11 protein-coding genes are annotated in these 12708 nt (G+C 64.6%); 7 read left to right on the forward strand and 4 right to left on the reverse strand.

Going from position 1 to position 12708, the window contains the following annotated elements; all coding sequences use genetic code 11:
* Positions 1–11 precede the first annotated feature (11 nt).
* From WN73_RS42045 to WN73_RS42060, 4 genes are all read left to right on the forward strand, one after another.
* On the forward strand, positions 12–1742 hold the full coding sequence (locus WN73_RS42045; protein WP_060910913.1) for a cation:proton antiporter: 1731 nt from the start codon (positions 12–14) through the stop codon (positions 1740–1742).
* 189 nt (positions 1743–1931) lie between these two features.
* Complete coding sequence (ribB, locus tag WN73_RS42050) at positions 1932–3008, forward strand: 3,4-dihydroxy-2-butanone-4-phosphate synthase (protein ID WP_011085401.1); 1077 nt, start codon at positions 1932–1934, stop codon at positions 3006–3008.
* 132 nt (positions 3009–3140) lie between these two features.
* Positions 3141–4355 (forward strand): acyl-CoA dehydrogenase, encoded by a 1215-nt coding sequence (locus WN73_RS42055; protein WP_011085402.1) that lies wholly within the window; start codon positions 3141–3143, stop codon positions 4353–4355.
* A 189-nt stretch (positions 4356–4544) separates the two neighbouring features.
* Positions 4545–5468 (forward strand): MBL fold metallo-hydrolase, encoded by a 924-nt coding sequence (locus tag WN73_RS42060; RefSeq protein WP_028175354.1) that lies wholly within the window; start codon positions 4545–4547, stop codon positions 5466–5468.
* 7 nt (positions 5469–5475) lie between these two features.
* On the opposite strand, the gene WN73_RS42065 is transcribed toward WN73_RS42060, so the two are convergent.
* Positions 5476–6330 carry a DUF1499 domain-containing protein gene (locus WN73_RS42065; RefSeq protein ID WP_011085404.1) on the reverse strand — a complete coding sequence of 285 codons (855 nt, stop codon included), beginning with the start codon at positions 6328–6330 and terminating at the stop codon, positions 5476–5478.
* Positions 6331–6535: 205 nt separating this feature from the next.
* Complete coding sequence (locus WN73_RS42070) at positions 6536–8164, reverse strand: fatty-acid--CoA ligase (RefSeq protein WP_011085405.1); 1629 nt, start codon at positions 8162–8164, stop codon at positions 6536–6538.
* A 65-nt stretch (positions 8165–8229) separates the two neighbouring features.
* On the opposite strand from WN73_RS42070, the gene WN73_RS42075 reads away from it, so the two are divergent.
* Positions 8230–9309: an extensin family protein gene (locus WN73_RS42075; RefSeq protein ID WP_011085406.1), complete on the forward strand. Its 1080-nt coding sequence runs from the start codon at positions 8230–8232 to the stop codon at positions 9307–9309.
* Between the two features lie 38 nt (positions 9310–9347).
* Here the strand turns inward: WN73_RS42075 and WN73_RS42080 are convergent, their stop codons facing one another.
* Positions 9348–10034: a L,D-transpeptidase gene (locus tag WN73_RS42080; RefSeq protein ID WP_011085407.1), complete on the reverse strand. Its 687-nt coding sequence runs from the start codon at positions 10032–10034 to the stop codon at positions 9348–9350.
* A 337-nt stretch (positions 10035–10371) separates the two neighbouring features.
* On the opposite strand from WN73_RS42080, the gene WN73_RS42085 reads away from it, so the two are divergent.
* The gene (locus WN73_RS42085) at positions 10372–11349 is read left to right on the forward strand and encodes a magnesium transporter CorA family protein (RefSeq protein ID WP_011085408.1); all 978 of its coding nucleotides are present in this window, start codon (positions 10372–10374) and stop codon (positions 11347–11349) included.
* A gap of 185 nt (positions 11350–11534) precedes the next feature.
* Positions 11535–11753 (forward strand): hypothetical protein, encoded by a 219-nt coding sequence (locus WN73_RS42090; protein WP_074077209.1) that lies wholly within the window; start codon positions 11535–11537, stop codon positions 11751–11753.
* Positions 11754–11935: 182 nt separating this feature from the next.
* On the opposite strand, the gene WN73_RS42095 is transcribed toward WN73_RS42090, so the two are convergent.
* Entirely contained in the window at positions 11936–12688 is a 753-nt protein-coding gene (locus tag WN73_RS42095) for an SDR family NAD(P)-dependent oxidoreductase (protein ID WP_011085409.1), read from the reverse strand.
* Positions 12689–12708 lie beyond the last annotated feature (20 nt).

Here is a 12708-nt window from a genome sequence, read left to right on the forward strand (position 1 = left end):
ACCAATTTGGCATGCATGAGCTTATTCGCGACATCACTCTCTGTATCCTGTTTGCCTGGATGCTGGGCCTGCTCGCCCATTTCTCCCGGCAACCGCTGATCCTGGCCTACCTTATCGCCGGCTTCTGCATAGGTCCATTCGGCGCCGGCTGGGTCAAATCGCAGGAATCGATCAGCGTCATCTCCGAGCTCGGCCTGATCTTCATGCTGTTCATGATCGGGCTGGAGATCGACCTGAAGAAGATCGTGCGGGCGGGAAAGGTGATCCTGTTCGCGGCGGGCGGCCAGCTGCTCGGCGGCTGCCTGCTCGGGGTCCTGTTTTTCGCCGGCATCGGCCTGTCGCTCGGCGGCGGGCATTTCGACGCGGTCTATCTCTGTATCGCCTGCGCGCTGTCGAGCACCGTCATCATCGTCAAGGTGCTCTACGAGAAGCGCGAGCTCGACACGCTGCCCGGCCGCATCACGCTCGGCGTGCTGGTGCTCCAGGACATCTTCGCCATCCTGTTCCTGGCGGTGCAGCCGAGTCTTGCCAATCTGCAAGTGAGCGTCATCCTGCTCTCGATCGGCCGCGTCGCGGTGCTGGTCGCCGCCGCGCTGCTGGTCAGCCGCTATGTGCTGCCGCGCCTGTTCCACCAGATCGCCCGCCGGCCCGAACTGATCCTGCTCGGCGCGCTCGCCTGGTGCTTCCTCGTGGCCGAGACCGCGGAGCGGCTGTCGCTGTCGCGCGAGATGGGCGCCCTGATCGCCGGCGTCTCGCTTTCGACCTTTCCCTATGCGCTCGACGTCACCGCCAAGGTCACCACGCTGCGCGACTTCTTCATCACGCTGTTCTTCGTCGCGCTCGGCATGACCATTCCCGTGCCCGGCCTCTCCGTGATCGGGCTTGCCTTGATGATCGCGGCGTTCACGGTGGTGAGCCGGCTCGTCACGACCTTCACGCCGCTCTACCTGATGAAGCAGGGGCTGCGTGCCAGCCTGTTGCCGGCCCTGAACCTCGCGCAGATCTCCGAGTTCTCGCTGGTCGTGATCCAGACCGGCGTCACCGACAACCACATCGCAGCCGAAACGGCGAACGCGGCCTCCTTCGCCTTCGTGGTGCTGGCCGTGCTCTCGACCTTCGTGATGACGCGCAGCGACGAGATCGCCCGCTGGGCGATCGGCCCGTTGAAGCGGATCGGCCTGCGCGATCTCGATCACGGCAACGGCCATGCCGAGGAGGGCCACGAGGGCGGCCATGGCGAGGCCCGCCGCATCGTCATCCTGGGCTTTTTCCGCGCGGCTAGCGCGCTGCTGGCCGAGATCGAACGGCAGGCGCCGGTGCTGCTCGAGCAGATCACGGTGGTCGATTTCAACCCCAATGTGTACCAGACCCTGCTTTCACGCGGCCTGCACGTGATCTATGGCGACATCAGCAGCGCGGACACGCTGCTCCATGCCGGCGTCGGCAAGTCCGAGATGATCATCCTCAGCGTGCCGGATGCGCTTCTCAAGGGCGCCAGCAACGAGAAGCTGGTCCGCCACGTCCGCACCCTCAACCCGACCGCCATGATCGTGGCTACGGCCGATCTTTTGTCGGATGTCGGCGAGCTCTACGAGGCCGGTGCCAGTTACGTCACCGTGACCCGACTCAGCGACGCCCACGAGCTGTTTACCGTGATCGAGGCCGCCCAGGCCGGCCTGCTCGCGGATAAGCGCGCCGAGCTCGACCTGCGGCTCGGCGAGCGGAGAGAGGTGCTGCCCTGACGGCGTCCGGCCGTCTTCCTTCCGGGGTTTGTGCGCCTATATCCCTGGTATCTTCGGTGCAAGCCTGAGACCCGCCGCCCTGACGGCCATCTGGCATATGCGGTTGCGTCCAGGACACTAGCGCTTGGGGCCAAGTCCGGCTAAGGCGTCCGGCTAAGCCTCCGGCCCATAACCGATAGAGATTGGGAAATGCCCGATACCGTCCAGGAAGTCTTGCAGGCCTTTGCCAGGGGCGAGCTCGTCGTCGTCACCGACGATGAGGACCGCGAGGGCGAGGGCGATCTGATCGTCGCGGCCTCGCTCTGCACCGCCGAGAAGATGGCGTTCATCATCCGCCACACCTCCGGCATCGTCTGCGCGCCCGTGACCACGGAGGACGCGCGCCGCCTGCGGCTCGATCCCATGGTCGCCCACAACGATTCCGCGCATACCACCGCGTTCACGGTCTCGATCGACTACAAGCCCGACGGCGGCACCGGCATCTCCGCCGAGGAGCGCGCCTCGTGCTGCCGCGCGCTGTCCAATCCCAATGTCGGCGCCAACGATTTCGCCCGGCCCGGCCACATCTTCCCGCTGATCGCCAAGGACGGCGGCGTGCTGCTGCGCTCCGGCCATACCGAGGCCGCCGTCGACCTCTGCAAGCTCTCCGGCCTGCCGCCGGTCGGCGTCATCAGTGAGCTGATGAACGACGACGGCAGCGTGATGAAGGGCGAGCAGGTCGCCCGCTTCGCCGCCCAGCACAAGCTCAAGCACGTCACCATCGCGGACATGATCGCCTACCGCCAGGTGCGCGAGAAGCTGATCGAGCGGGTCTCGACCTTCGTCACCGACAGCCCGATCGGCCCCTTGCAGGGCTATGCCTATCGTTCGCCGTTCGATTCCATCGCCCACGTCGCCTTCGTCTACAACGGCGTCGGCGACGGCAAGAACGTGCTGACGCGCTTCCACAAGCCGAACATCGTCAAGGACATCTTCACCGGGCACAAGCGCATGGCGGCCGTGCTCGAGCATTTCGAGAGGTCCGGCCGTGGCGTGCTGGTCTACTTGCGCGACGGCGCTGCCGGCGTGCCGGTGGCTCCGCTGCCCGACGAGACGTCGACGGAGGCCGACCGCAACCGCCAGTGGCGCGAGATCGGCGTCGGCGCGCAGATCCTGCGCGATCTCGGCGTCACCTCGATCCGGCATCTCACCTCCTCGGTGCACGACTACAAGGGCCTGTCGGGCTTCGGCATCGAGATCGTCGCCAACGAGCTGCTCGAAATCTGACGACGTCGTTTCCGGGCGCGCGCCGTTGCGCGAGCCCGGAATGACCGAAACCAGGATGCAATTGAACTTGTTGCCGCGGCGCTTTACTTTGTCGGGCAATTGTTGACGGAACCAGACGCGAAAGGACGTTTCATGAGCGTGCGCCCTCAGACCAAGGACAAGCCGGCTGCGGCTTCTTTCCAGTGGGACGATCCGTTCCTGCTCGACGAGCAGCTTACCGAAGACGAGCGCATGGTGCGCGACACCGCGCGCGCCTACGCCCAGGACAAGCTGCTGCCGCGCATCACCAAGGCCTATCTCGAAGAGACGACGGATCGCGAGATCTTCAACGAGATGGGCGAACTCGGCCTGATCGGCATCACGCTGCCCGAGGAATATGGCTGCGCCAATGCGAGCTACGTCGCCTACGGCCTGGTCGCGCGAGAGATCGAGCGGGTCGATTCCGGCTATCGTTCGATGAACTCGGTGCAGTCCTCGCTGGTGATGTACCCGATCTACGCCTATGGCGACGAGAACCAGCGCAAGAAATACCTGCCGAAGCTCGCCAGCGGCGAGTGGGTCGGCTGCTTCGGCCTGACCGAGCCCGATGCCGGCTCCGATCCGGCCGGGATGAAGACCCGCGCCGAGAAGGTCTCGGACGGCTACCGCCTGACCGGCAGCAAGATGTGGATCTCGAACGCGCCGATCGCCGACGTGTTCGTGGTCTGGGCCAAGTCGGCCGCGCATGACAACCAGATCCGGGGCTTCGTGCTGGAGAAGGGCATGAAGGGCCTCTCCGCGCCGAAGATCGGCGGCAAGCTCAGCTTGCGCGCCTCCATCACCGGCGAAGTCGTGATGGACGGTGTCGTGGTTCCGGAAGACGCGCTGCTGCCCAACGTCTCCGGCCTCAAGGGCCCGTTCGGCTGCCTCAACCGCGCCCGCTACGGCATTTCCTGGGGCGCGCTGGGCGCGGCCGAGGACTGCATGCACCGCGCCCGCCAGTACACGCTCGACCGCAAGCAGTTCGGCAAGCCGCTGGCCGCGACCCAGCTCGTCCAGAAGAAGCTCGCCGACATGGAGACCGAGATCGCGCTCGGCCTCCAGGGCTCGCTTCGCGTCGGCCGCCTGATGGACGAGGGCAAGTTCGCCCCCGAGATGATCTCGATCATGAAGCGCAACAATTGCGGCAAGGCGCTCGACATCGCCCGCGTCGCGCGCGACATGCACGGCGGCAACGGGATCTCGATCGAGTATCACGTGATGCGCCACGTCCATAACCTCGAGACGGTCAACACCTACGAGGGCACCCACGACGTCCACGCCCTGATCCTGGGCCGCGCCATCACGGGCATTCAGGCGTTTTTCTAGTCGCCACGTATTCCGTGGCCGTTGTTTTGCTCGGCTGTCATCGTCCGCCCTGTGCGCAATTGCGCACTAGAGCGGACGATCCAGTATCCCGGAGACCTCGCCTTCGCCACGAACGCTACGGCGTACTGGATACCCCGCTTTCGCGGGGTATGACGGCGAGGGGTGGGGCAGCAGTGCACAGGAAGTCCCATGTCCGACAACGACGACGTCCCGTTCAACCGCAACTTTCCACTCAAAGCCGGAATCGTCGAGGAAGTCCGCCCCGGCGTGCGGCGCGTGCTCTGCAACAATCCGAGCCCGTTCACCTTCAGCGGTACAGTCAGCTACATCGTCGGCACGGGCAACGTCGCGATCATCGATCCCGGTCCTGATGATGCGGCGCATGCGGCTGCGCTGCTCGATGCCGTGCGCGGCGAGACGGTGAGCCACATCTTCGTCACCCACACCCACCGCGACCATTCGCCGAACACCGCGCGGATCAAGCAGGCGACCGGCGCGCCTGTTTATGCCGAGGGCCCGCACCGCGCCTCGCGCCCGCGCTTCGAGAGCGAGAAGCACAATCCGGAATCCGGCGTCGATCGCGATTTCGCGCCCGATATCAGGATCGCCCATGGCGACGTCGTCGAGGGCGCGGGCTGGCGCCTCGAGGCGGTGGCGACGCCGGGTCATACCGCCAACCATCTCGCCTTCGCCTGGCCCGAGCGAAAATTCAACTTCGTCGGTGACCACGTGATGGGATGGTCGACCTCGATCGTTGCGCCGCCCGACGGGTCGATGATCGACTACATGGAATCGCTCGATTGCTTGGCCGCCCGCGAGGAGGATCTCTATTTCTCAGGCCATGGCCCCGAGATACCGGATGGTCCGCGTTTCGTGCGTTTCCTGATCCGCCACCGCAAGGCGCGCGAAGCCTCTATCCTGCATCGTCTCGCCAAGGGCGAGGCCGACATCCCGACCATGGTGCGCGCGATCTATATCGGCATCGATCCCAGGCTGACGACGGCCGCGGGCTATTCCGTGCTGGCGCATCTGGAAGATCTGGTCGCCCGCGGCGTGGTGGCGACGGATGGCGATCCCGTGATTGGCGGGACATACCGGATGGCGGGAGCCTAGCTCACCGTCACTTCTTCACCGTCTTCGCCGGTGCCTTCGGCGGCGTCACCGGGGTCTTCTTCACCGGCTTCAGCGCGTCCGCATCGGCGGCGGTGTTGAGATCGTCGATGAATTTTGTGACGCGGGCGGCGTTGCTGCCGAGGTCGCTCTCGAAATAGCGCGAGGCGGAGCGGATATCGACGCGGGAATCGTCGCCGTCGGGCACGACCCTGATGGAAATGTCCTCGCGCAAACCCATGATCGGCGTGCGCGCCACCGCCTCGATGCGTCCGATGCGGCGCGGCGGCTGCGGCGCTCGCTCGTCGATGACGAGCCATTTGCGCTTGTTGACGATCTGGAGTGCGATCGCATAGGCGCGGTCGACCGGGATCTCGAGTTCGATCGGCTCGATATCGGGATAGAAATGGCGCTGCTGCTCGGCCGAATAGAGGCCGGCATAAACCGCGGTATTGGCGCCTTCACCGGTGCGCAGGCGCGCCAGCGCGTCGAAGCGGGGCGGGTCGATCGGGTCGGTCGTGACGTCGTGGATCGCCGGCAGCTTGCGGTATTGCAGGCCGAGATAGGCCGGGTAGGCGAGGATCATGCCGTCGATCAGGAAGGCGAGCAGGATGCGCGCCATGCCGCGCGAGCCGTTCTGCCAGATCGCGGCGAAGCCGGCGAGGCCGAACAGGATCGAGAGCGCGGCGATGGCGAGGCCGCCGAAGAAGGTGGCGAGCGCCGGCTTCGGCTCCAGAAAGCCGAACCGGACGACGAGGATCGACACCGCCACCGCCACCACCGCGAACACGGCCAGATTGCGCGCCCAGCTGGCGAGGCTGGACACGGGCTCCGATTGGTAGGGAGCGGAAAACCTGCGGGCCATCGGGTGAGCTCTGCCGGGGTTTTGGAGGCGGTGCCGCGCCGATCTGGCGCGACGATAGGAGGCGTTGAGACCACGCCCCGGCGGCAAATTCAAGGGAGACCGGGTTGCTACTGCCCGTCATTCCGGGGCGCCCGAAGGGCGACCCCGGAATCTCGAGATTCCGGGGTCGATGCCGTTGGCATCGCCCCGGAATGACGTGTAAGTCCTACGCCGCCGCGTTCGGGAAGCGGTAATCCTTGAACTGGTCGCGCAGCGCGGTCTTCAGGATCTTGCCCGTGGCGGTGTGCGGGATGCCCTCGACGAAGGCGACGTCGTCGGGCATCCACCATTTGGCGATCTTGCCGTCCATGTACTTCAGGATGTCCTCACGGCTGGCCTGCTGGCCCTGCTTGAGCTGCACGATCAGTAGCGGCCGCTCGTCCCATTTGGGGTGGAAGACGCCGATCACGGCGGCCTCCGCCACGGCCGGATGGCCGACCGCGAGGTTTTCGAGGTCGATTGAGGAGATCCACTCGCCGCCGGACTTGATCACGTCCTTGGAGCGGTCGGTGATCCGCATGTAGCCGTCCTCGTCGATGGTCGAGACGTCGCCGGTGTCGAAGAAGCCGTCCTCGTCGAGGATGTTGGCATCGAGCCGATAATAGGCCTTGGCGACGGCGGGGCCGGAGACCTTGAGGCGGCCGAAAGTCTTGCCGTCCCAGGGCAGCTCCTTGCCGGCGTCGTCGGTGATCTTCATCTCGACTGCGAAGGGCGCGTAGCCCTGCATCTGGAGCACATCGAGTCGCGCATCGCCGGTCGCGTTCTGGAACGGCGGCTTCAGCGCCGCGACGCTGCCGATCGGGCTCATCTCGGTCATGCCCCAGGCGTGGCGGACGTTCGAGCCCATGTCGAGGAAGGCCTTGATCATCGAGCGCGGCATCGCCGAGCCGCCGCAGATCACCATCTTCAGGTGCGGCAGCTTCAGATTGTTGGCGGTCATGTGCTGGAGCAGCATCAGCCACACCGTGGGCACGCCGGCGGTGTGCGTCACCTTCTCGGTCGAGAGCAATTCATAGACCGAAGCGCCGTCGAGCTTGGCGCCGGGCATCACCAGCTTGGTGCCCTGCGAGGGCGCGGAGAAGGCGATACCCCAGCTGTTGGCGTGGAACAGCGGCACCACCGGCAGCATCGTCTCGGAGGCGCTGGTGCCGAGCGCATCGACGTTGTTCGCCATCAGCGCGTGCAGCACGTTGGAGCGATGCGAATACAGCACACCCTTCGGATCGCCCGTTGTGCCTGACGTGTAGCACATCGCCGCCGCCGTGTTCTCGTCAAAGTCCTTCCATTTGAATTTGCCGTCGGCCTGCGCAATCCAGTCCTCGTAGGCCACCGCATTCTTCAGCGTGGTCTCGGGCATATGCGCCTTGTCGGTCAGCACGACGTAGCGCTCCACGCTGGGCAGCTTGTCGGCGATCTTCTCCAGGATCGGAACGAAGGTGATGTCGGTCATCACGATGCGGTCCTGCGCATGGTTGATGATCCAGGCGATCTGCTCGGGGAAAAGGCGGGGATTGACGGTATGGCAGATGGCGCCGATCCCCATGATGCCGTACCACGCTTCGAGATGGCGCCAGGTGTTCCAGGCGATCGTTGCGACGCGGTCGCCGAGCTTGATGCCGTCGCGCTCCAGCATCTGCGAGACCTTGAGCGCCCGCTTGTGGATCTCGGCGTAGGTGGTGCGATGGATCGGTCCCTCGATCGATCGCGTGACGACCTCCTGCTTGCCATGAATCCTGGCGGCGTGTTCGATGATCCGGTGGCAGAGCAGGGGCCAGTCTTGCATCAAACCAAGCATTCCGACGTTCCTCCGAGAAGTCGCTGGACGCGTTATCGCTCTCAGCGTTGGGCCAAAGAATTGTCATGAGTTTTAGCCTGCCGGACTTTCGCCGCAAATGGTCTTGTCGCGGCTATATGTCCGCCGGCGCGGCAATGGTTACCGTCGCGCTGGGGCTGACGCTTGGGCTCGCGGATCGGGCGGAGGCGCGAAAATATGCTGCGCCGCTCGATATCTTTGGCTTTGGTACACCACGGCCGCGCGCGAAGGTTCATTCCGCCAAGATCCCGCTACCGAAACCTCGCCCCGCGGAGGCCCCCAAAGCACCGGACGGGGCCGCACCGGAGGCCGACGGCAAGCCTTCCCCGGACAAGCCTTCCCCCGACAAGCCGGCCGAGGCGCCGCCGCTGCCCGAGAAGCAGGTCTCGGCCTGCCGGCTCGCGCTGACCGAGGAGATCGCAATTGCACCCTCCATCCCCGATATCCGCGGCCCCGGCGGCTGCGGTGGCGAGGATCTGGTGCGGCTGGAGGCCATCGTGCTGCCGGACAAGCGCAAGGTGGCGGTCAAGCCGGCGGCGATCCTTCGCTGCACCATGGCGTCTGCGATAGCCGACTGGGTGCGCAAGGACATGGTGCCGCTCGCTACCAGTCTCGGCTCGACCATCAGCGATCTCGACAATTTCGATAGCTTCGAGTGCCGCGGCCGCAATCGCATCGTTGGAGCGTTGCTGTCCGAGCACGGCAAGGCCAACGCCCTCGACGTCCGCGCCGTCAAGCTCGCCAACGGGCAGTCGATTGGCCTCACCGATCGCACCATGTCGCGTGACGTGCGCGAGCGTGTGCTGCATTCGGTGTGCGCGCGCTTTTCCACCGTGCTCGGCCCTGGCTCGGACTGGTACCACGAGGACCATATCCATCTCGACCTGGCGCAGCGGCGCAACGACTATCGGATCTGCCAGTGGAACGTCTGGGATCCCCTGCCGCAGATCGCGCCGCTGCTGCCGGCGGAACGGCCCGAGGAGGCGCCGCCGCGCGAGGTCGCGTCCAAGCCTGAGGCAAAGGATGGGGCTGGTGACGAGGCGGCGGAGAAATCCCCCGCGCCTGCGGACAAGCCGGCGGCCGACAAGGTCCAGCCGTCCAAGCCGGCAACAAAAAAGCGCCGGTAAAACCGGCGCTTTTGAATGTCGGAGATCGGGAGAGGCGATCAGTAGCTGCCCGCCTGGCCAGTTCCGCCGGCGCCGAGCGCCAGGCGCGAATTGTAGGGCGAGTCGCCGTGCTTCGGCTCGAGCACCACCACGATGGTGCCGACCTTGACGCGGCCATAGAGGTCGATCGCGTCCTCGTTGGTCAGACGGATGCAGCCCGACGAGATCGAGGCGCCGATATATTCCGGCTGATTGGTGCCGTGGATGCGGAACAGCGTGTCCTTGCCGCCCGAGTAGAGATACATCGCGCGGGAGCCCATCGGATTGTCCGGACCGGGCGCAACATAGGTCGGCACGCCCAGGCGCGAAATCTCGCCCGGGGTCGGATGCCAGGCCGGCCACTCGGTCATGCTGCCGACCTTGGCGATGCCCGACCAGGCCATGGCTTCTTCGCCGACGGTGATGCCGTAACGGATCGCCTTGCCGCCATCCAGCACGTAATAGAGGTAGTGGTTGTCGGAATCGACCACGATCGAGCCGGGCGATTCTTTGCGGTGATATTCGACGATGGCGCGGCGGAACGGCTCTGCGACCGGGGTGTTTTCGTACCGGACCTTGGCGAGCAGTTCCTTGTCCTTCGGCTTGAAGGCCTTGGTGTCGGTCGCTTCGAAATGCGTGGCCTGCATGCAGCCCGACAGCATCAGGCCAGCGGCCAAAATCCCCAACTTAACTTTCAGCGACGACATGATTTGGTTCCAATCAAAACAATACCGCGCGGGAAAGCCTGAGCTTAGCGCCCAACTTCCTCGACTCCGTTAATCCCATTATCGTTGAAATCTGCCACAATTCCAGCACTCAAGGCCTTTTCCCGCGCTGCGAGACCTCAGCTGTGGCTTTTTTGCCGCAAGTTTTTCAGGTTTACGCGGGTTTTGGGGCAAAGCGTGCCGGATTGTCGATTCTGTGTCACGGTTGGGTCACGGCGTCGCCACAAATGCAAACGCTCCGTTAATGTGCTTGTCATGATGAACTTGTCAGAATCGCGCTAAAGGCTGTCATTCTGTCGCAGGTTCTCTGGAGTTGTTCATGTTTTCGGTGTTTGTTCCCTCCGAGTCCTCCCTCAAGAAGGCCGTCATCGAGGATCTCACGGCGCTGCCGGAGAATGCGGTCTGGATCGACCTCTTCAGTCCGAGTGCGGCCGAGGACAAGGCGGTGGAGCGGCTTGCGGGCATCGCCATCCCGACCCGGGAAGACATGCAGGAGATCGAGATCTCCAGCCGCCTCTATATCGAGAACGGCGCGCGCTACATGACCGCGACGCTGATGTGCCACTCCGATACCGACATGCCCCGGACCACGGCGGTGACCTTCATCCTCGGCGACCACCGCCTGGTGACGGTGCGCTACGACCTGCCGAAGCCGTTCGCCCTGGTCGAGGCCAAGCTTGGCCGCTCGTGCACGCCGGCGATCACCGGCGAGATGGTGCTGATGGAACTGTTGGACGCCGTGATCGACCGCTGCGCCGACATTCTGGAGCGCTGCGGCGCCGAGATCGACCAGGTCTCGCACGACATCTTCGAGCCCGAGAGCGAGCGCCATGGCCACGCCAAGCAATATTCCCAGATCCTGATCTCGATCGGCCGCAAGGGCGATCTGACCTCCAAGGTTCGCGAGAGCCTGGTCTCGATCGGCCGCGTCGTCGCCTTCCTCTCGGCGGTGGTTGAGGGCGTGAAATGGTCCAAGGACATGCGCGAGCAGCTCAAGACCATGCAGCGCGACGTCTCCTCGCTGACCGACCACGCCTCCTATCTCTCCAGCAAGATTACCTTCGTGCTCGACGCCATGCTCGGCGTCGTCAATCTCGAGCAGAACAACATCATCAAGCTGTTTTCGGTCATGGCTGTTGTCCTGATGCCGCCGACGCTGATCGCCTCGATCTACGGCATGAACTTCAAGTCGATGCCGGAACTCGAATGGGCGCACGGCTACCCGATGGCACTGGTGCTGATGCTGATCGCGGCCATCGTCCCGTACTGGATCTTCAAGCTCAAGAAGTGGCTCTGATACCTACCGAGACCTTACGCCGTTCGTCGAGACACGGTGGTTGGTGTCGCAGAATAGAGCGGGATTGCGGCGTCGCGGTGATGCGTGGCTGCCGCCCCAATTCCTCCGGTAAAATTTGAGCGGTGAGCTGAACGTTTGCGCGAAACTTGTCTGCGATAAGTAGTGCGTAGCCGCGAGGAACAGCCATGGTTGAAAAACACATAACGTCGCCCCGGAACGTCATCGATCTGGCGAACTATCGTCAGGCCCTGGCGAACGGCAAGGCGTCGTCGATGTCGGCACGCATGTGCCGGCACTGTGGTGCTCCGCTGCTCGATGGTGAGAACGACGACGACTGCTCGACTGCATTCAGCACGGCCACGCCAAGGCCGCGCGAGAGGTCACGTCGGATTCGACTCGATTGAGCAACGGAAGGTAAGGGCGATCCAGGTCTTGCGGCGGCTTTGTCTGGATCGCCTGCTTCCCTAGGCACTGTATCCAATTCCGTCATTGCGAGAAGCGAAGCGACGAACCAATCCAGACCGTCTGCGTGGAGGCGGCCTGGATTGCTTCGCTGCGCTCGCAATGACGACTGCTAAAGGATGGTCTAGACGTGCTGGCCGCCGTTGATGTGGATCTCGGCGCCATTGACGTAAGACGAGGTGTCCGTGCACAGCACGTAGACGATCTTGGCGACCTCGTCGGGCGTGCCGAGCCGGTGCATCGGGATCTGCTGCTCCACGATCTTCTCGGTGCCGGGCGACAGGATCGAGGTGTCGATCTCGCCCGGTGCGATCGCGTTGACGCGGACGCCGACGCGGCCGAAGTCCGAGGCCATCTCGCGCGTCAGGGATGCAAGCGCTGCCTTGGAGGTGGCGTAGGCTGCGCCTGCGAAGGGATGCACGCGCGAGCCCGCGATCGAGGTGACGTTCACGACCGAGCCTCTGGCCGCCTTCAGCTCCTCGATCAGTCCGCGCGCCATCATGATCGGCGCGAAGAAGTTGACGTGGAAGACATGCGTCCAGGTATCGAGGTCGGTGTCGACCGAACCGAGCCGGGAGCCGCCCGGGCCCTTCGGCGAGATCGCGGCGTTGTTGACCAGCGCATGAAGCATGCCGCCCTCGAGGCGGTTGCGGATTTCGGAAATCGCGCGGGTCGTGTCCTTGGGGTCGGCGAGGTCGACCTGGATGTGGTCCTCAGGGCCCGCATCCCAGGGGCAGTCCTCCGGGAAGGGATGCCGCGAGCAGGTGATGACGCGCCAGCCCGCCGAGGAGAAGCGGATCACGGTGGCATGGCCGATACCGCGGCTCGCTCCGGTCAGGAGCAGCGTGCGTCGCGGTGCGTTTGACGAATGCGGCATGAAGGTCTTTCAGGTCGGGG

This window comes from Bradyrhizobium sp. CCBAU 45394 (assembly GCF_028128655.1).
In the GTDB taxonomy this organism is placed as follows: domain Bacteria; phylum Pseudomonadota; class Alphaproteobacteria; order Rhizobiales; family Xanthobacteraceae; genus Bradyrhizobium; species Bradyrhizobium diazoefficiens.